The following is an 18238-nucleotide window of genomic DNA, read 5'->3' as shown; positions in this document are numbered from 1 at the left end:
ATGCCGCAGTTCTTTATTGACCGCCCGATCTTCGCCTGGGTGGTCGCCCTGTTTATCCTGCTGGCCGGCGCCCTCGCGATCCCGCAGTTGCCGGTGGCGCAGTACCCCAACGTCGCGCCGCCGAAAGTCGAAATCTACGCGGTGTACCCCGGCGCCTCGGCGCAGACCCTGGATGAAAGCGTGGTCAGCCTGATCGAGCAGGAGCTCAACGGCGCCGATCACCTGCTGTATTTCGAATCCCAGAGCAGCCTCGGCTCGGCCACCATCACCGCGACCTTCCAGCCGGGCACGAACCCGGAAATGGCCCAGGTCGATGTGCAGAACCGCCTCAAGGCCGTGGAGCCGCGCTTGCCCCAGGCGGTGACCCAGCAGGGGTTGCAGGTGGAGAAAGTCTCCGCCGGCTTCCTGCTGCTGGTGACCCTGACCTCCAGCGACGGCAAGCTCGATGACGTAGCGCTCAGCGATTACCTGGCGCGCAACGTGATGAACGAGCTCAAGCGCCTCGACGGTGTAGGCAAGGCCCAGCTGTATGGCGCCGAGCGGGCCATGCGCGTCTGGATCGACCCGCAGAAGCTGATCGGTTTCAACTTGACCCCGGCCGACGTGAATGCCGCGATCAGCGCGCAGAACGCCCAGGTGTCGGCCGGCAGCATCGGCGATTTGCCGGGCACCAAGACCCAGGAAATCACCGCGGCGATCCTGGTCAAGGGCCAGTTGTCGACCCCGGCGGAATTTGCCGATATCGTGCTCAAGGCCAACCCCGACGGCTCCACCGTGCGCATCGGCGATGTAGCGCGGGTGGAAATCGGCAGCCAGGAATACCAGTTCTCCACGCGCCTGAACGGCAAGCCGTCCACCGCCGTCAGCGTCCAGCTGGCGCCGGGCGCCAACGCGCTGAACACCGCGAACCTGGTGCGGGCAAAGATGGATGAGCTGTCGCGCTACTTCCCGGCCAATGTCGAATACAAGATCCCGTATGACACCTCGCCGTTCGTCAAAGTCTCGATCACCAAGGTGGTCTACACCTTGCTCGAGGCGATGGCGCTGGTGTTCGCGGTGATGTTCCTGTTCCTGCAGAACGTGCGCTACACGCTGATCCCGACCCTGGTGGTGCCGATTGCGTTGATGGGCACCTTCGCCACCATGCTGTTGCTGGGGTTCTCGATCAACGTGCTGACCATGTTCGGCATGGTGCTGGCCATCGGTATCCTGGTGGACGATGCGATTGTGGTGGTGGAGAACGTCGAGCGGATCATGGTCACCGAGGGCCTGTCGCCCAAAGAAGCCACACGCAAGGCCATGGGCCAGATCACCGGGGCCATCGTTGGCATTACGTTGGTGCTGGTCGCGGTGTTTCTGCCGATGGCGTTCATGCCAGGCTCGGTGGGGGTGATCTACCAGCAGTTTTCGCTGTCGATGGCCACCTCGATCCTGTTCTCGGCGTTCCTCGCCCTGACCTTGACCCCGGCACTTTGCGCGACCCTGCTCAAGCCGATCGCCAAGGATGACCACCACGCCAAGGGCGGGTTCTTCGGCTGGTTCAATCGGCGTTTTGAACGGTTCACCGACCGCTACGAAGGCTGGGTGGCGTATGCCCTCAAGCGCAGCGGCCGTTACCTGGTGATCTACCTGGTGCTGCTGGTCGGCCTGGGGTTGATGTTCAGTCGCCTGCCCTCCTCGTTCCTGCCGGTGGAAGACCAGGGTTACACCATCACCGATATCCAACTGCCGCCGGGCGCGAGCAAGAACCGCACGGTGCAGGTGGCCGAGCAGATCGAAGCGCACAACGCCGAAGAGCCTGGGGTCGGCGACACCACCATGATCATGGGCTTCAGCTTCTCCGGCTCCGGGCAGAACGCGGCGCTGGCGTTCACCACGCTCAAGGACTGGTCGCAACGCAGCAGCGAGGATTCGGCCGCCGAGATTGCCGACCGTGCCAACATGGCGTTCAGCGAACTGAAGGACGCGATTGCCTACGCGATCCTGCCCCCGCCGGTGGACGGCCTCGGCACCAGCAGCGGTTTCGAGTTCCGCTTGCAGGACCGTGGCGGCGTCGGCCATGCGGCGTTGATGGCGGCGCGCAGCGAACTGCTGGCGGCCGCCGAAAAAAGCCCGATCCTGGCCAACGTGCGCGAAAGCGCCCTGGCCGAAGCGCCGCAAGTGCAACTGCAGGTCGACCGCAAGCAAGCCAACGCACTGGGCGTGTCCTTTGCCGATGTGGGCAATGTGCTGTCGTCGGCCATCGGTTCGGCCTACATCAACGACTTCCCCAACCAGGGACGCATGCAGCGCGTGGTGGTGCAAGCCGAAGGCGACCAACGCAGCCAGGTCGCGGACCTGATGAAGATCAACGTGCGCAACAACGCCGGCAAGATGGTGCCGTTGTCCGCATTCGTGGAAGCCAAGTGGACTCAGGGTCCTTCGCAGTTGACCCGTTACAACGGCTACCCGGCCATCGCCATTTCCGGTGAAGCGGCACCGGGGCACAGCACGGGCGAGGCGATGGAAGAAATCCAGCGCCTGGTCAGCCAACTGCCGGCGGGCCTGGGCCAGGAATGGACTGGCCTGTCGTTGCAGGAGCGCCTGTCCGGTGCCCAGGCGCCATTGCTGCTGGGCCTGTCGCTGCTGATCGTGTTCCTGTGCCTGGCCGCCCTGTATGAAAGCTGGTCGATCCCGACGTCGGTGCTGCTGGTGGTGCCGTTGGGCGTGCTCGGCGCGGTGTTGGCCGTGACCTTGCGCGGCATGCCCAACGATGTGTTCTTCAAGGTCGGGCTGATCACCATCATCGGCCTGTCCGCGAAGAACGCGATCCTGATCATCGAGTTCGCCAAGGACCTGTACGACCAGGGCGAAGACTTGCTCGACGCCACCGTGAAGGCCGCCCGGCTGCGCTTGCGGCCGATCATCATGACCTCGCTGGCGTTCATCCTCGGCGTGGTGCCCCTGGCGATTGCCACCGGTGCCAGCTCGGCGAGCCAGCAAGCGATTGGTACGGGCGTGATCGGCGGGATGATCACCGCAACGCTGGCGGTGCTGTTTGTGCCGGTGTTCTTTGTGGTCGTCATGAAGTTGGTGCGCAAGCGTCCATAACCCGCGAAAAAATGCGCTATGGTGCTCACAACCGCCCTTGTTGTGAGCACCCATGCCCTTCCTCGCCCGCACCCACCCTCGCCTCTCTTGCGCCGCCGTCCTGGGCCTTGCCGTTGGCATCCTGGTACCCGCCGATACACTCGCGAGCAAAGTCCTGATCGGCTGGAACGCCGGGGTCTGGACCTATCTGGTGCTGATGCTGTGGCTGACCATCCGAGCCAAGGCCGAAGACGTCAAACGCATCGCTGAGATTGAGGACGAAAACGCCGGCCTGGTGCTGTTCACGGTGTGCATTGCGGCTATCGCCAGCCTGGCCACGATCACCCTCGAACTGGTCGGCAGCAAGGACCTGAGCACCGCCGAGCGCCTGTTGCACTACGGCTTTACCGGCCTGACGATAATCGGTTCATGGTTGTTGATCGGGGTGATCTTCAGCGTTCACTACGCCCGGCTCTATTACACCTGGGCCGGCAAAGAGCCGGCGCTGCGTTTTGCCGAGGGGCTGTTGACCCCCAACTATTGGGACTTTCTGTACTTTTCCTTCACCATCGGCGTCGCCGTGCAAACAGCAGACGTAGGCGTTGCCACCCGCGCCATGCGCAAGGTAGTGCTGGGGCAATCGCTGATCGGGTTTCTGTTCAACACGGCGATCCTCGGTTTCTCGATCAATATTGCGGCGGGATTGTTCAGTTGACGCTGCACAAACCTTCTAGACGCCCACGCATCAGTGGGCGCTAATAGCATCGTCTCTTCCGCCTCGGTGTTGTGATGGCCGCGCACAATTGGATCGATCTGTCCCAGGACGCCGACACCGGCATCGAAACCCTGCGCGCGCATTTCGAGGGCCATGCCTACGATCCCCACTGGCACGACAGCTACCTGATCGGCGTAACCGAACAAGGCGTACAGCAATTCAACTGCCGCCGCACGCGCCACAACAGCGTGCCCGGCCAGGTGTTCCTGGTGGAACCCGGCGAGCTGCATGACGGCGACGCGCCCACGGCGGACGGTTTTACCTACCACATGCTCTACCTCGACCCGCAGTGGTTGGCGCGGGAAGTGAGCGCGGTATTCGAAGAGGCTCCGGTCAACAGCCAGCTGAGCTTTGCCACGACCTTGACCAGCGACCCACGCCTGGCCCTCGCCACCAGCCAGGCCTTTCGCACCCTGCACAGCGGTGAGTTGCGCATCGTGCGGCAACGGGCCATGGACCAATTGCTCGAACGCCTCACCGGCCAGCTCCACTGGCGCACCCGTTACCGTGACGACCCACGCCTGCCGCTGGTCGCCCATAAGGCGCGGGAATACCTGCACGCCCACCTGCATCACGATGTGGGCATGGATGCCCTGGCGCTGGCCTGCGGTGTCGACCGCTTCCGCCTGACCCGTGCGTTCAGGAGCGCGTTTGGCCTGCCGCCCCATGCTTATCTGGTGCAACTGCGCCTGGCCCGCGCCCGGCACTTGCTGGCCAAGGGCGAACAACCGGCCGATGTGGCGATCACCCTGGGCTTTGCCGACCAGAGCCACCTGGGCCGCTGGTTCGTGCGCGCTTATGGCCTGACGCCGGCCGCCTACCGCAAGCGCTGCTCAAATCTTCCAGACAGGTGATACGCGGGCTTGTGAAGATCGACGCCATCGATGGGTCTGTCGGAGTCGTCCACCATGCTGTCCACGCTACTGCCTTTCATGCTGTTTGCCTTCGTCGCCTCAATCACCCCCGGCCCGACCAATATTCTGGTACTGAGTAACAGCGCACGCTTCGGTTTCAGGGCCACGCTGCCAATCATCCTGGGCGCCTGCGCCGGTGCTGCGCTGCTCGTGCTGGTGGTGGGGTCGGGGTTTGGCCGGTCCTTGGTGCAGCTACCCAAGGTCCAAACCGCCATGCAATGGATCGGCATCGCCTGGCTGAATTACCTGGCCTGGCAGATTTTCAGCGCCCCCGCCCAAGCCATCGAAGCGGATACACGCCAAAAGCCCCTGAGCCTGATCGGCGCCGCCAGCCTGCAATTGATCAACCCGAAAAGCTGGATGATGGCACTGGCGGTAGTCAGCGTTTTTGCCGGCAATGGTGCGGAGCGCCAGAGCCAGGTGGTCTACCTGTCCCTGGCATTTTTTCTGATCTCGCTCCCTTGCCTGGGCACCTGGGCACTGTTGGGTGCCGGAACCGCACAGATGTTGCGTTCGACCAATACCATGCAGCGTTTCAACCGCGGCATGGCTTTGCTGCTGTTGGCGGCGGCCTGGGTAAGCGTATTGGTCTGAACGCACCAGTCATCTGGCTTTGTCCTACAACTTCTTGACGACTTTCGTACTTTAGTGGTTTCCTGAAACCGGTTTCAGTCATTCCAATAAAAATAGAAGGTCGATGACCGTGAACAGTTTCTCTGCCGCCCAGCGCAGCCGCGTGACCATGCTTGACGTCGCCCAGCGCGCTGGCGTGTCCAAAGCCAGCGTGTCGCGCTTTATCGGCGACGACCGCGCCCTGCTCTCCGACGCCATCGCGCTGCGCATCGAGCAGGCCATCGATCAACTCGGCTACCGCCCCAACCAGATGGCCCGTGGTTTGAAACGCGGGCGCACGCGTCTGATCGGCATGCTGGTGGCCGATATCCGCAACCCCTATTCCATTGCCGTGATGCACGGCGTCGAAACCGCCTGCCGCCAGCACGGCTACAGCCTGGTGGTGTGCAACACCGACCGCGATGACGAGCAGGAGCGCCAGCATCTGGCGGCGCTGCGCTCGTACAACATCGAAGGGCTGATCGTGAACACCCTCGGCCACCACCTCGAACAACTGCTGGAGCTGCAACGGGAAATGCCCCTGGTGCTGGTGGACCGCAAGGTCGCACCGTTGCACAGCGACCTGGTGGGTTTGGATAACCCGGCTGCGGTGCGCATGGCGGTGGAACACCTGGAGCAACAGGGCTACCGCGACGTGTTGCTGGTCAGCGAGGCCACCGACGGCACCAGCTCGCGCCTGGAGCGTCTTGACAGTTTCATGGCCGAAATTGCCCGCCGCCCGGCGTTGAGCGGCGCGGTGCTGGAACTGGATGACGCGCTGGAAAACCGCCTGCGCACCTTTCTCGCCAAACCCGGACCTAAAGCGTTGTTCTGCGCCAACGGCATCGCCGCACTGGCCTGCACCCGCGCGCTCAAGACCTTGGGCTGCAACCTGTTCGAGGACGTTGGCCTGATCGCCCTGGATGACCTGGACTGGTACCCGCTGGTGGGCACCGGCATCACCGCCCTCGCCCAGCCGACTCAGGCGATTGGCGCCAGTGCCTTCGACTGTCTGCTCAAACGGCTGCGCGGTGACAGGGCGCCGACGCGCACCCTGGACTTCCTGCCCGAGCTGATCATCCGAGGCTCGACAAACCCCGTGTAGTTGCCGGCTTGCTGGCGCTTAGCGTGAATAACACAAAAAAATGAAACCGGTTTCAGAGGGACACAACAATGCATGAATACCCCGTCTCCATCAGCCTTTCCAGCTACGGCGCCGACCTCGTGCGCCAGCAGGGCCAATTGAGTTTTGTCGCGCTGCTGGCGGCTGCCGGTGCCCGGCGCATCGAGTGGCGCGAGGAACTGCTGACTATTGAGCAACCCGCGCAACTGGCCCAGGCGGCTGCCGAGCAGGGCCTGGAGTGCGTGTTCTCATCCCCGTTGGAACTGTGGGTCGCCGGCCGCGCCCAGCCGAATGCCGAGCTCGCCGCCACCCTTGACCGCGCCCAGGCTTTTGGTGCGCGCTGGCTGAAAGTCTCCCTCGGCTACTTCACCGACACCAACGACCTGCAAAGCCTGCACGCCCTGCTCAGCCGCCACCCGGTCAAGTTGCTGGTGGAAAACGACCAGACCCTGCACGGCGGCCGCATCGAACCGCTGCAGCGCTTCTTCAGCGAAGTCGAGCGCCTTGGCCTGCCGGTCAAGATGACCTTCGACATCGGCAACTGGCACTGGCAGGACCAATCCGCCCTCACCGCCGCGCGCCTGCTCGGCCGACATGTCGACTACCTGCATTGCAAGGCTGTGACCCGTCGCGCGGACGGCAAGCTGGTGGCACTGCCGCCCGGCGCCACCGACCTGCATCTGTGGGAACAACTGCTGGGCCACATGACTCAAGGTATTACCCGGGCGGTGGAATTCCCGCTGCAAGGCGACGACCTGGTCGAAGTCACCGCCCAGCAGGTCGCCACCCTCGCCCTGCTTGGCCAACCCCGTGCGGAGTACGCCCATGTCTGAGATCGATATCCTGTCGTTCGGTGAAACCATGGCGATGTTTGTCGCCGAACAGACCGGCGACCTGGCCCAGGTTGGCCACTTCCACAAACGCATCGCCGGGGCCGACAGCAATGTCGCCATTGGCCTGTCGCGCCTGGGTTTCAACGTCGCCTGGCTGAGCCGGGTGGGTAACGATTCCCTGGGCCGCTTTGTGCTCGACACGCTCAAACAACAAGGCCTGGATTGCCGGCACGTGGCGGTCGACCCGCTGCATCCCACCGGTTTTCAGCTCAAGTCCCGCGAAGAAACCGGCGCTGATCCCCAGGTCGAGTACTTCCGCAAGGGCTCGGCGGCCAGCCACTTGTCCACTGCGGCCATCAGCCCGGCGCTGCTGGGCGCCCGTCACCTGCACGCCACCGGCATTCCGCCGGCCTTGTCCGAGGCCACGCGGGAGTTGTCCCGCGAGCTGATGACGCAAATGCGCAAGGCCGGGCGCAGCGTGTCGTTCGATCCGAACCTGCGCCCGGCGCTGTGGGCCAGCCAGCCGCAGATGATCCGCGAAATCAACGCCCTCGCAGGCTTGGCCGATTGGGTCTTGCCAGGCTTGAGCGAAGGTCGGCTACTCAGCGGTTTCGACGACCCGGCGGATATCGCCGCGTTTTACCTGGACCAGGGCGCCGAAGCGGTGGCCATCAAGCTCGGCCCGGAAGGCGCGTATTACCGCACCCAAATGGACCAGGGCTTTGTCGCCGCCGTGCGCGTGGACAAGGTGGTCGACACCGTCGGCGCCGGTGATGGCTTTGCCGTCGGCATGATCAGCGCCCTGCTCGAAAACCTCAGCTTCCGCGAGGCGGTACACCGCGGCAACTGGATCGGCAGCCGTGCCGTGCAGAGCCGCGGCGATATGGAAGGCTTACCCACACGTGCGGAGCTGCCGACCCGATCCGTTGCTTGACCCACTCCCTGTTGCCACAACTACAACAAGCTCAGGAGCAACCCCATGGATACCTTTAAACTCGCCACCCGCCGTTGGTGGTACATCATGCCCATCGTCTTTATCACCTACAGCCTGGCGTACCTGGACCGCGCCAACTACGGTTTCGCCGCCGCCTCCGGGATGGCCGAAGACTTGATGATCACGCCGGGCATGTCGTCCTTGCTCGGCGCCCTGTTTTTCCTCGGCTACTTCTTCTTCCAGGTGCCGGGGGCGATCTACGCGCAAAAGCGCAGCGTGAAGCAGTTGATTTTCGTCAGCCTGATCCTCTGGGGCGGCCTGGCCACCCTGACGGGCGTGGTGTCCAACGCTTACATGCTGATCGCCATTCGGTTCACGCTCGGCGTGGTCGAAGCCGCAGTGATGCCGGCGATGCTGGTGTACCTGTGCCACTGGTTCACCCGTGCCGAACGCTCGCGGGCCAACACGTTCCTGATCCTCGGCAACCCGGTGACCATGCTGTGGATGTCGGTGGTGTCTGGCTATCTGGTGCAGCATTTCAGCTGGCGCTGGATGTTCATCGTCGAAGGCTTGCCGGCGGTGCTGTGGGCGTTTATCTGGTGGCGCCTGGCCGATGAGCGGCCCAAGGATGCCAAGTGGCTGAACGACAGCGAAAAGCGCGCACTGGAAACCGCCCTCGCCGCCGAACAGGTGGGGATCAAAGCGGTGAAGAACTACGCCGAAGCGTTTCGCTCGCCCAAGGTCATCATCCTCGCGCTGCAGTTCTTCTGCTGGAGCATCGGCGTGTACGGGTTTGTGCTGTGGTTGCCGTCGATCCTCAAGGCCGGGCTGCAGATGAACATGGTCGAGGCCGGCTGGTTGTCGGCGCTGCCGTACCTGGCGGCGGTGATCGGCATGCTGGTGGTGTCGTGGGGGTCGGACAAGCTGCAAAAGCGTAAGCGGTTTGTGTGGCCGCCGTTGCTGATCGCCTCCATCGCTTTCTATGCGTCTTACGTGCTCGGCGCCGAACACTTCTGGTGGTCCTACACGCTGCTGGTGATTGCCGGGGCGTGCATGTATGCGCCCTATGGGCCGTTTTTCGCGATTGTCCCGGAAATCCTGCCGGCCAACGTCGCCGGCGGCGCCATGGCATTGATCAACAGCATGGGCGCGCTCGGCTCGTTCGGCGGCTCGTACCTGGTGGGTTACCTCAATAGCAGCACCGGTTCACCCGGCGCCTCTTACCTGCTGATGAGCGGCGCGTTGATGTTCTCGGTGGTGCTGACGATTTTCCTCAAGCCCGGCGCCAGCGACCGTGAGCGCGCGCCGTTGCATACCCTCGAATTAAAGGTGAAGACCGGATGAAAAAGTCTGTCGTGTTGTACAAAAAACTCTCCGCGCCGCTGATGGCTCGTCTGCATGCGCGCGCCGAGGTCACGCTGATCGACGCGCTCGACGCACCCGGCCTGGCCAAGCTGCGCGACGCCCTCCCCGGCGCCCACGGTTTGCTCGGTGCGAGCCTGCGCCTGGACGCCACCCTGCTGGACCTGGCACCGCAGTTGGAGGCGGTGGCCAGCGTGTCCGTCGGCGTCGACAACTACGACGTCGAGTACCTGACCCGGCGCGGCATCCTGCTCAGCAACACACCCGATGTGCTGACCGAAACCACCGCCGACACCGGCTTCGCGCTGATCCTCGCCACCGCGCGCCGGGTGGTCGAACTGGCCGATATGGTGCGTGCCGGCCAGTGGAATAAAAATATCGGCCCGGCGCACTTCGGCAGCGATGTGCATGGCAAGACCCTGGGCATCATCGGCATGGGCCGCATTGGTGAAGCACTGGCCCAGCGCGGGCATTTTGGCTTTGGCATGCCGGTGCTCTACCACAGCCACTCGCCCAAGCCGCAGGTGGAAAAACGCTTCGGCGCGCAGTACCGCAGCCTGAAAGACTTGCTGCAACAAGCGGACTTCGTCTGCCTGACACTGCCGCTCACCGCCGAAACCGAGCAGTTGATCGGTGCTGAAGAATTCGCGCTGATGGGGCCGCAGACGATCTTTATCAATATCTCACGCGGCAAAGTGGTGGATGAGGCCGCGCTGATCGAAGCCTTGCAGCAACACACGATTCGCGCGGCGGGGCTGGATGTGTTCGAGCGCGAACCGCTGCCCCACGATTCGCCGTTGCTGCGTTTGAACAATGTGGTGGCAACGCCGCATATCGGCTCGGCGACCCATGAAACGCGCGAAGCGATGGCCGAGTGCGCGGTGGATAATCTGCTCGCGGCGCTAGCGGGTCAGAAGCCGAAAAACCTGGTCAATCCAGGCGCCTGGGCGCAATAGCGCAAATGTGGGAGGGGGCTTGCCCGCGATTGCGGTGGGTCAGCTTTAAATGCGCTGACTGTCACACCGCTATCGCGGGCAAGCCCACTCCCACATTTTTTAGCGCATTTCAGGTCAGATAACGAACCTGGCCACCATCGCGTTCAAATCCACCGCCAGGCGCGACAGCTCATGGCTGGCCGCGCTGGTCTGGTTGGCGCCGGCCGCCGACTGGGTCGCCAGGTCGCGGATGTTGACCAGATTGCGGTCCACTTCACGCGACACCTGGGCCTGCTCCTCCGACGCGCTGGCGATCACCAGGTTGCGCTCGTTGATCAGGCTGATCGACTGGGTGATCTGCTCCAGTGCCACGCCGGCCGCACGGGCCAGTTCCAGGGTGTTATGGGTCCGCTGGTTACTCTGTTGCATCGATTGCACGGCTTCACCGGTGCCGTTCTGGATACCGGCGACCATTTTCTCGATTTCCTGGGTCGACTGCGCGGTGCGATGGGCCAGCGCCCGCACCTCGTCCGCCACCACCGCGAAGCCGCGCCCGGCTTCACCGGCTCGGGCGGCTTCGATCGCAGCGTTGAGCGCCAGCAGGTTGGTCTGCTCGGCAATCGCCCGGATCACGTCGAGGACCTTGCCGATGTCCCGCCCCTGGGTGGCCAGGCCTTCGATCAGCAGCGAGGTGTTTTGCACATCCTGGGTCATGGTCTGGATCGCGCCGACGGTCTCGACCACGCGGTCACGGCCTTCCCGGGCCGCTTGGTTGGACTGGGTGGAGGCTTCGGAGGTGGACACCGCGTTACGCGCCACCTCTTCCACGGCGGCGGTCATCTCATTGACGGCGGTGGCTGCCTGGTCGATTTCATTATTTTGTTGCTGCAAGCCTTTGGAGGCTTCTTCGGTGACTGCGCTCAACTCTTCCGCGGCCGAGGCCAATTGCGTGGCCGAACCGGCGATGTGCTGGATGGTCTGGCGCAGGTTGGTTTGCATGGTCGACAACGCGCTGATCAGCCGCGCCGGTTCATCCTTGCCATCATCTTCAATGACTTTGCTCAGGTTGCCGCCAGCAATGGTTTCCGCCACTTCCACAGCTTTGCGCAGCGGCGTGACGATGCTGCGGGTCAGCAACCAGGCCAACAGCACCGTGAGCAAGGCGGCGGCCACCGCGACGACGACGATGCCGGTGATCGCGCTGTCGTAGCTCTGGCCCGCCTGGTCGCTGGCTTGCTTGGCGCCGGCGGAATTGATGGCGATCAGCTTGTTCAACTGCTCGCCCATCTGATCGGTGCCGTTCTTGATCCGGGTATTGATCAAGTCGCGCATCTCATCGACCTTGTTTTGCTGGGACAGGGCCAGCATCTCGGCCTGGGCCGTCAGGTAGTTGTCCAAGGTGCCGACAAACGTCTTGTACAGGGCCGCTTCCTCAGGCACGGAAGGTAACGCTGAATAACCGGCCTGGGCGGCTCTGACCTTGTCGATCAGTGCGGCGATGCGCGTTTGCGCCTCTTGCAACGCGGCCGGTTCACGGTTGACCAGCACGCGAAACGACAAGATACGCATGCGCAAGACGTTTTCCGTGAGATTGCCCAAGTAGGCCACGCTGGGCAGTTGGTTGCTGCTCATATCCACCGACGCCTGACGGATCAGCGTCATGCGATTGACTGCAAACACGCCCAATACCACCACCAACAACGCAATGAATGCGAAGCCGAGAGAAGCTCGAGGAGCAATATTCAGATGACGAAGAGACATAGAGGTATTCTCAAGAAGGAGTGTCTGCGCGCATCCGTGCAGCGGAATGATCAGTTGGCGTCAACACGCCGCTCTGACCTTGGTCACCACTTGTTGTCATTGTTGGGTGGGCCTATAGACGATATCGGCAGGGCCAGCGGTTTTAGCAGGGCTTCCATAAATATTTTTTTACACTTCTGACGATCACCGGTTTCTGGCATCCTGCGCCTCCATTTTCTGACCCGAGCCCGCACTTTGTCTGACGCTCAAGCCCCGCGCCCGCGCTATAAATCCGACCTGATCTATGGCCTGGAAGACCGCCCGCATTTCACTGCGGCTATATTTGCCGCCTTGCAGCATGTGTTGGCGAGTTTCGTCGGCATCATCACCCCTACCCTGATCGTCGGCGGTGTGCTGGGCCTGGAAAGCGAAGTGCCGTACCTGGTGAGCATGGCATTGTTCGTGTCCGGGCTCGGCACCTTCGTGCAGGCGCGCACGTTCGGCCCGATCGGTTCGGGCCTGTTGTGCCTGCAGGGCACCAGTTTTTCGTTTATCAGCGTGATTCTCAGCGCCGGGTTCATGGTCAAGGCCCGGGGTGGCGGCACCGATGAGATTCTCTCGACGATTTTCGGCATCTGCTTTTTTGCGGCGTTTATCGAAGTCGTCTTCAGCCAGTTCATTGGCAAATTGCGCAAGCTGATCACCCCGGTGGTGACCGGCACCATCATTACCCTGATGGGGTTGTCGCTGATCAAGGTGGCAGTCACCGACATGGCCGGCGGCTTTGGCTCCAACGACCTCGGCGCCGCAAGCAATATGGGCCTGGCCGCGCTGGTGCTGCTGACCATCGTGATACTTAACCGCTTCAGCAACCCGTTCCTGCGCCTGGGTTCGATCGTGATCGGCCTGACCCTGGGTTTCGTCGTGGCCTGGTGGCTGGGCCGCGTGGATATGGCGGCCTTGCCCCACGTGCCGTTGATCAGCGTGCCGGTGCCGTTCAAGTATGGGTTCTCATTCGACTGGGTGGCGTTTATCCCGGTGGCGGTGATCTTCCTGATTTCGCCCCTGGAAGCCGCCGGTGACCTGACGGCCAACTCGATGATTTCCCAACAACCAGTCAAGGGCCCGCTGTACATCAAGCGCATCAAGTCCGGCCTGCTGGCCGACGGCCTCAACTCGGCGATGGCCGCGACCTTCAACAGCCTGCCGATGGTGACGTTTGCCCAGAACAACGGTGTGATCCAACTGACCGGCGTGGCCAGCCGCTATGTGGCGTACTTCATTGCCGGCCTGCTGGTGCTGCTGGGGCTGTTCCCGATGATCGGCGCGGTGCTGCAACTGATGCCCAAGCCGGTATTGGGCGGCGCGACGCTGATCATGTTCGGCACCGTCGCCGTGGCCGGGATCAAGATCCTCGCCGAAGCCGGCCTGCACCGCCGCAATATGCTGATCGTGGCGATCTCCCTGGGCATGGGCCTGGGTGTCGCCGCCGTGCCGGAAGTGTTGCGCGACCTGCCCAAGGCGCTGCACAACATCTTCGAGTCGCCGATCACCGTGGGCGCGTTCTGTGCAATCCTGCTGAACATTTTCCTGCCGGAAGAGTTCTTAGCGCTGGAAGAAGATGAATTTGATCCGGAGTCCTCTACCCTCAAAGTGATGCAGGACCCGGACGTCACGCACTAAGGAGCACCTTCGTATGCGCAAGCTCATGGTTCTATCGATACTGCTGCTGACCTTGAGCGCTTGCGCCCTGTTCCCCAACCGCGACCCGGTCACTATCAACGTGGTGGGCATCGAACCGCTGCAAAGCCAGGACCTGGAAGTGCGCTTCGCGGTGAAACTGCGGGTGCAGAACCCCAATGAAACGGCGATCGACTACAACGGCGTGGCCCTGGACCTGGAGGTCAATGGCCGGCCGCTGGCGTCAGGGGTGAGTGATCAGCACGGAAGCATCCCACGCTTTTCCGAGGCCATTCTGACGGTGCCGGTCAGCGTTTCAGCATTTTCCGTGTTGCGGCAAACCCTCGGCCTGAGCCAGACCCAGAGCTTGAACAACCTGCCCTACGTCCTGCGCGGAAAATTGGCCGGTGGACTGTTCGGCACCCTGCGCTTTGTGGATCGGGGGACGTTGGATCTGCCGAACACCGCTACCTGGTAGACCTCAGGCCATGTGATCAGTCGGTCATGAAGCGCACGCCCGGTTTGGCCCGCTCATCCACGCTCAACTCGAAAATATCCGGCCGGGCGTAATGCCCCACCACGTCATAGTCATACCGTGCGCGCACCAGATCGTCGGTATTGATCTGCGCGGTCAAGAGCCCGGCTTCGCCGAGCAGCGGCCCGGCCAGGATGTCGCCCATGGGACCGACAATCACACTGCCGCCCGCAATCAACGGGCGGTCTGAAGGCCAGTTGGCCACCTCAACGCCCAGCGCAGCGGGCGACGCCTGTACCTGGCACGCACTGACCACAAAACAGCGACCCTCGTGGGCGATGTGGCGCATGCTCACCTGCCACATCTCGCGTTCATCCACCGTGGGCGCACACCACACCTGCACACCCTTGGCGTACATCGCCGTGCGCAGCAGGGGCATCATGTTTTCCCAGCACACCGCGCCGCCGATGCGCCCGACCGCCGCGTCGACCACCGGTAATGTGGAGCCATCGCCCTTGCCCCAGATCAGCCGTTCGGTGCCGGTGGGCATCAGCTTGCGGTGCTTGGCCACCAGGCCGTCCGCCGGTTCGAAATACAGCATGGTGCAATACAACGTGCTGCCACTGCGCTCGATCACGCCCAGGACCAGGCTGGCACCGGTGCGCGCCGACAAACCGGCCAACGCTTCGGTTTCGGCGCCGGGCACGTCGATGGCGTTGGCAAAATATCGCGCAAAGGCTTCGCGGCCTTCGGGCAGGCGATAACCGAGTTGCGTGCCGAAGCCTTCGCCTTTGGGATAACCGCCCAGCAGCGCCTCGGGCATCACCACCAATTGCGCGCCACTGCGCAGGATCGGATCTTCATAGGCCAGGATTTGCGCCAGGGTATCGGCCTTGCCGCCGGGCAAGGAACCGATTTGCAAAGCCGCCACAGTAGAAACAGGCATCAGGATCACTCCGAACAATGAGGGGTTGCCCATTCTCCGGCCAGCCCGGATCATGAATAAAGCCCACCCCAGTGCTGAATGATATGAGCCAGATAAATATCACCCAAGTCGACCTCAACCTGCTGAAAACCTTCGAAGCCCTGCACGACGAATCCAGCGCCAGCCGCGCGGCGTTGCGCCTGGGCGTGACCCAATCGGCGATCAGTGCGGGCCTGCGGCGCTTGCGCGAGGTGTATGGCGACCAACTGTTCGTGCGCACCGGCCGCGGCCTGGCGCCGACCTTGCGGGCCAATCAGTTGAAGCCGGTGATCAGTGAGGCGCTGGACCGCTGTCGGCAGAGCCTGGCGATGACCCACCCGGACACCCAGCACTATCAGGGACGCTCCGTGGTGCTGGGCTTATCCGACGATTTCGAGATTGCCTACGGCCGCCGCCTGATGGAGGAAATTGCCCAGCGCATGCCGAAATTGCGCGTAATTTTCCGTCAGACCCACAGCCAGATCGTCGCCGCCGCCCTGCTCGACCGCAGCCTCGACCTGGCGATTACCGCCGGAGGCTTTGCCGAACGCCGGTTGAGCCGGCAGGTGTTGGGGGAAGGTGATTACCGCTGCCTGGTCGACCCGCACAGCCTGGCGCCAGGCCAGCAAGGCATCGACCTGCAAGCGTTCGTTACCCGCGAGCATGTGCTGGTGTCATCCGGCGGGTTTATCGGGATTACCGATGAAGGGTTGGCAGCACAAGGGCTGAGCCGCCAGGTGTGCGCCTCCACCAGCCACTTCGCTGCGCTGCCGTTTCTGCTCAAGGGCAGCCAGGCGGTGGCGACCATTCCCGGGCACGCCGCCGAAGCCATCGCACGCATGACGGGCTTGCAGGTGCTGCCTTGCCCGTTGGCGCTGCCGCGCTACCCGGTGGAACTGGGCTGGCGCACCCAGGCTCAACTTGATCCGATGTTGCTGAAAGTCCGCGAAGCGATTGTCGCCAGCTTTACTTCGCCGCTGCCATCAGCTTGTTGACTTCGCTGCGCACCATATTGGAGAACTCCGGCGGCGACATGCCGTCGAGTTCCGCGCGGACCCATTCGGCCCACTTGCCCTTGCGCTTGGCGCGCTCGCCGAACAGGCGCGCGGCTTCGCCCTTGGCCTTGCCCAGGTTGCTTTGCCAGAGGTCATAGAGACGGGACTTTTCATCTTCCAGCTCGGCGCGTTCGGCGAGGGTCTTGTTGGCGAGATTGAAGCTCATGTTGAATTTCCTGCTGCACAAATAGGTGACATCTTACACTGTAGGTCTACGTTTCCTGATTCGGATTTCGCATACCCACAGCGGCCAGCAAAAAACTGCAACTTTTGCCGCCGCCCGACACTCCATTGTTCACTGTCACATTTACCTGCAAGGAGTCACCCAATGGCCCGTAAATCTGCCGCCCAAGTCGTCGAAGATCAAATCAAGGATCAAGCGTTCAGCGAACTGACTGCGCTGATCGAAGAGTCAGACAAACTGCTCAAAAGCAGCGCTTCCCTGGTGGGCGAAGAAGGTGAAACCTTGCGCGAGCAGGTCGCGATCAAGCTCAAGCAAGCCCTCGATTCGGTGTCCCATGTGCGCGAGCGCAGCAAGCCGGTGGTGGATGCCACCGAAACCTACATCGGTGGTCACCCGTGGCAGACCGTGGCGATTTCCGCAGGCTTTGGCCTGGTGGTCGGCCTGCTGCTCGGTCGTCGCAACTAATACTATGCACCTTGCGTAGCCGCTGCCGCGCCCTGGCGAGGCAGCGGCTACGTGGTTTTCAGACGGCCCACTCACGCAACTGATTCAATGCGTGCGCATCCACTTCAATGCCGGCCTCCAACGACTTCGCCCGCGTGCGATGACGTCGATCCCCCGGCAACCGCCGCAACCCCGCCGCGTGCATCTGCCGCACCAGTTCCTGGCTGCGCTCGGCGAAGTTTTGCCCGGCGGTTTTGCTCGGGTCGATCAGAATCAACAGTTGGCCGGTCCACGGCGTGCGCGCCCCCGGATGATCGGCCCAGTTGAACTCAAACGAGAAGTTGCCGCCGGTCAAGGCTGCAGCCAGTAACTCGACCATCATCGACAACGCCGAGCCTTTGTGCCCGCCGAACGGCAACAACGCACCGCCTTCGAGGATGGCCTTGGGGTCCTGGGTCGGCTGGCCCAGGCTGTCCACGCCCATGCCCGGCGGCAGACGTTCGCCCTTGCGCGCGGCGATCTGCACGTCGCCATGGGCAATGGCGCTGGTGGCCAGGTCGAAGACAATGGGCGCGCCGTCCGCGCGTGGTGCGGCAAACGCGATCGGGTTGGTGCCAAACAACGGGCGATCGGCGCCATGGGGCACCACGCAGGTCATGCTGTTGACCACGCTCAGCGCTACCAGGCCTTGCTCGGCGAAGGGTTCGACATCCGGCCACAACGCGGCGAAGTGATGGGAATTGTGAATCGCCAACAGCGCAATACCGGCGCTGCGGGCCTTGTCCACCAGCAGGGCGCGGGCCGCGGCCAGCGCCGGTTGGGCGAAGCCGTTCGCGGCATCGACCCGCACAAAGCCGGAAGCGACATCCGTGACCACCGGCGTGGCCTTGCCGTCGACCCAGCCGCTGTCCAGCGTGCTGACATAACCGGGAATCCGAAAGATGCCATGGCTATGAGCGCCGTCGCGCTCGGCGCTGGCGCAATTGTGCGCGAGGATCTGCGCCACTTCCGGCGACGTGCCGTGTTTCACAAACACCGCGTGCAGCAACCCCACCAGCTCGTTAAAACCGATAAACGCTGAAGAACTATCCACTATCGGGGACTGGGCAGACATCTGTAGCTCCGATTTTGTAATTGGA

17 protein-coding genes are annotated in these 18238 nt (G+C 62.9%); 13 read left to right on the top strand and 4 right to left on the bottom strand.

Annotated elements, in window-relative coordinates:
* The 9 genes from J2Y83_RS11745 to J2Y83_RS11705 all read left to right on the top strand — a co-directional run bounded on the left by J2Y83_RS11745 (position 1) and on the right by J2Y83_RS11705 (position 10578).
* Positions 1 to 3090, top strand: coding sequence for an efflux RND transporter permease subunit (locus tag J2Y83_RS11745; protein ID WP_253395331.1), 3090 nt, complete (start codon positions 1 to 3; stop codon positions 3088 to 3090).
* A 52-nt stretch (positions 3091 to 3142) separates the two neighbouring features.
* Positions 3143 to 3784 (top strand): DUF1345 domain-containing protein, encoded by a 642-nt coding sequence (locus J2Y83_RS11740; protein WP_253395329.1) that lies wholly within the window; start codon positions 3143 to 3145, stop codon positions 3782 to 3784.
* Between the two features lie 74 nt (positions 3785 to 3858).
* Positions 3859 to 4698, top strand: coding sequence for an AraC family transcriptional regulator (locus tag J2Y83_RS11735; RefSeq protein WP_253395326.1), 840 nt, complete (start codon positions 3859 to 3861; stop codon positions 4696 to 4698).
* A gap of 54 nt (positions 4699 to 4752) precedes the next feature.
* The gene (locus tag J2Y83_RS11730) at positions 4753 to 5352 is read left to right on the top strand and encodes a LysE family translocator (RefSeq protein WP_253395324.1); all 600 of its coding nucleotides are present in this window, start codon (positions 4753 to 4755) and stop codon (positions 5350 to 5352) included.
* 103 nt (positions 5353 to 5455) lie between these two features.
* Positions 5456 to 6475: a LacI family DNA-binding transcriptional regulator gene (locus J2Y83_RS11725; protein ID WP_253395322.1), complete on the top strand. Its 1020-nt coding sequence runs from the start codon at positions 5456 to 5458 to the stop codon at positions 6473 to 6475.
* 68 nt (positions 6476 to 6543) lie between these two features.
* On the top strand, positions 6544 to 7326 hold the full coding sequence (locus J2Y83_RS11720; RefSeq protein WP_253395320.1) for a sugar phosphate isomerase/epimerase family protein: 783 nt from the start codon (positions 6544 to 6546) through the stop codon (positions 7324 to 7326).
* Positions 7319 to 8260: a sugar kinase gene (locus tag J2Y83_RS11715; protein WP_253395318.1), complete on the top strand. Its 942-nt coding sequence runs from the start codon at positions 7319 to 7321 to the stop codon at positions 8258 to 8260. The genes J2Y83_RS11720 and J2Y83_RS11715 overlap by 8 nt, the downstream gene beginning before the upstream one ends.
* Positions 8261 to 8305: 45 nt before the next feature.
* Positions 8306 to 9604 (top strand): MFS transporter, encoded by a 1299-nt coding sequence (locus J2Y83_RS11710; RefSeq protein WP_253395316.1) that lies wholly within the window; start codon positions 8306 to 8308, stop codon positions 9602 to 9604.
* Positions 9601 to 10578, top strand: coding sequence for a 2-hydroxyacid dehydrogenase (locus J2Y83_RS11705; RefSeq protein WP_253395314.1), 978 nt, complete (start codon positions 9601 to 9603; stop codon positions 10576 to 10578). The genes J2Y83_RS11710 and J2Y83_RS11705 overlap by 4 nt, the downstream gene beginning before the upstream one ends.
* Before the next feature lie 114 nt (positions 10579 to 10692).
* Here the strand turns inward: J2Y83_RS11705 and J2Y83_RS11700 are convergent, their stop codons facing one another.
* Entirely contained in the window at positions 10693 to 12318 is a 1626-nt protein-coding gene (locus J2Y83_RS11700; protein ID WP_253395312.1) for a methyl-accepting chemotaxis protein, read from the bottom strand.
* Between the two features lie 234 nt (positions 12319 to 12552).
* On the opposite strand from J2Y83_RS11700, the gene J2Y83_RS11695 reads away from it, so the two are divergent.
* Entirely contained in the window at positions 12553 to 13980 is a 1428-nt protein-coding gene (locus J2Y83_RS11695) for a nucleobase:cation symporter-2 family protein (RefSeq protein WP_253395310.1), read from the top strand.
* A 13-nt stretch (positions 13981 to 13993) separates the two neighbouring features.
* Positions 13994 to 14455 carry an LEA type 2 family protein gene (locus J2Y83_RS11690; protein WP_253395307.1) on the top strand — a complete coding sequence of 154 codons (462 nt, stop codon included), beginning with the start codon at positions 13994 to 13996 and terminating at the stop codon, positions 14453 to 14455.
* 16 nt (positions 14456 to 14471) lie between these two features.
* On the opposite strand, the gene J2Y83_RS11685 is transcribed toward J2Y83_RS11690, so the two are convergent.
* Positions 14472 to 15398, bottom strand: a complete 927-nt coding sequence (locus tag J2Y83_RS11685) for a carbon-nitrogen hydrolase family protein (RefSeq protein ID WP_253395305.1) — start codon at positions 15396 to 15398, stop codon at positions 14472 to 14474.
* A gap of 92 nt (positions 15399 to 15490) precedes the next feature.
* On the opposite strand from J2Y83_RS11685, the gene J2Y83_RS11680 reads away from it, so the two are divergent.
* Positions 15491 to 16411, top strand: coding sequence for a LysR family transcriptional regulator (locus tag J2Y83_RS11680; RefSeq protein WP_253400383.1), 921 nt, complete (start codon positions 15491 to 15493; stop codon positions 16409 to 16411).
* On the opposite strand, the gene J2Y83_RS11675 is transcribed toward J2Y83_RS11680, so the two are convergent.
* The gene (locus tag J2Y83_RS11675; protein ID WP_017848398.1) at positions 16383 to 16637 is read right to left on the bottom strand and encodes a hypothetical protein; all 255 of its coding nucleotides are present in this window, start codon (positions 16635 to 16637) and stop codon (positions 16383 to 16385) included. The two genes, J2Y83_RS11680 and J2Y83_RS11675, sit on opposite strands and share 29 nt — an antisense overlap.
* A 162-nt stretch (positions 16638 to 16799) precedes the next feature.
* Between J2Y83_RS11675 and J2Y83_RS11670 the strand changes: the two genes are divergently transcribed.
* Entirely contained in the window at positions 16800 to 17120 is a 321-nt protein-coding gene (locus J2Y83_RS11670) for a DUF883 family protein (RefSeq protein ID WP_253395303.1), read from the top strand.
* A gap of 58 nt (positions 17121 to 17178) precedes the next feature.
* Here the strand turns inward: J2Y83_RS11670 and J2Y83_RS11665 are convergent, their stop codons facing one another.
* The gene (locus tag J2Y83_RS11665) at positions 17179 to 18213 is read right to left on the bottom strand and encodes an Ldh family oxidoreductase (RefSeq protein WP_253395301.1); all 1035 of its coding nucleotides are present in this window, start codon (positions 18211 to 18213) and stop codon (positions 17179 to 17181) included.
* Positions 18214 to 18238: the final 25 nt, after the last annotated feature.

This window comes from Pseudomonas marginalis (assembly GCF_024169655.1).
Classification (GTDB): domain Bacteria; phylum Pseudomonadota; class Gammaproteobacteria; order Pseudomonadales; family Pseudomonadaceae; genus Aquipseudomonas; species Aquipseudomonas paraveronii.
The sequence above is the reverse complement of the archived record's forward strand: the minus strand, read 5'-3'. Positions and strand labels throughout refer to the sequence as shown.

What these genes read in the sequence shown, in the direction of transcription:
- J2Y83_RS11725 (WP_253395322.1), top strand. Translation starts at nt 5,456, where the DNA reads ATGACCGTGAACAGTTTCTCTGCCGCCCAGCGCAGCCGCGTGACCATG.
- J2Y83_RS11720 (WP_253395320.1), top strand. Translation starts at nt 6,544, where the DNA reads ATGCATGAATACCCCGTCTCCATCAGCCTTTCCAGCTACGGCGCCGAC.
- J2Y83_RS11715 (WP_253395318.1), top strand. Translation starts at nt 7,319, where the DNA reads ATGTCTGAGATCGATATCCTGTCGTTCGGTGAAACCATGGCGATGTTT.
- J2Y83_RS11700 (WP_253395312.1), bottom strand. Translation starts at nt 12,318, where the DNA reads ATGTCTCTTCGTCATCTGAATATTGCTCCTCGAGCTTCTCTCGGCTTC.
- J2Y83_RS11745 (WP_253395331.1), top strand. Translation starts at nt 1, where the DNA reads ATGCCGCAGTTCTTTATTGACCGCCCGATCTTCGCCTGGGTGGTCGCC.
- J2Y83_RS11690 (WP_253395307.1), top strand. Translation starts at nt 13,994, where the DNA reads ATGCGCAAGCTCATGGTTCTATCGATACTGCTGCTGACCTTGAGCGCT.
- J2Y83_RS11685 (WP_253395305.1), bottom strand. Translation starts at nt 15,398, where the DNA reads ATGCCTGTTTCTACTGTGGCGGCTTTGCAAATCGGTTCCTTGCCCGGC.
- J2Y83_RS11705 (WP_253395314.1), top strand. Translation starts at nt 9,601, where the DNA reads ATGAAAAAGTCTGTCGTGTTGTACAAAAAACTCTCCGCGCCGCTGATG.
- J2Y83_RS11675 (WP_017848398.1), bottom strand. Translation starts at nt 16,637, where the DNA reads ATGAGCTTCAATCTCGCCAACAAGACCCTCGCCGAACGCGCCGAGCTG.
- J2Y83_RS11735 (WP_253395326.1), top strand. Translation starts at nt 3,859, where the DNA reads ATGGCCGCGCACAATTGGATCGATCTGTCCCAGGACGCCGACACCGGC.
- J2Y83_RS11710 (WP_253395316.1), top strand. Translation starts at nt 8,306, where the DNA reads ATGGATACCTTTAAACTCGCCACCCGCCGTTGGTGGTACATCATGCCC.
- J2Y83_RS11740 (WP_253395329.1), top strand. Translation starts at nt 3,143, where the DNA reads ATGCCCTTCCTCGCCCGCACCCACCCTCGCCTCTCTTGCGCCGCCGTC.
- J2Y83_RS11730 (WP_253395324.1), top strand. Translation starts at nt 4,753, where the DNA reads ATGCTGTCCACGCTACTGCCTTTCATGCTGTTTGCCTTCGTCGCCTCA.
- J2Y83_RS11670 (WP_253395303.1), top strand. Translation starts at nt 16,800, where the DNA reads ATGGCCCGTAAATCTGCCGCCCAAGTCGTCGAAGATCAAATCAAGGAT.
- J2Y83_RS11665 (WP_253395301.1), bottom strand. Translation starts at nt 18,213, where the DNA reads ATGTCTGCCCAGTCCCCGATAGTGGATAGTTCTTCAGCGTTTATCGGT.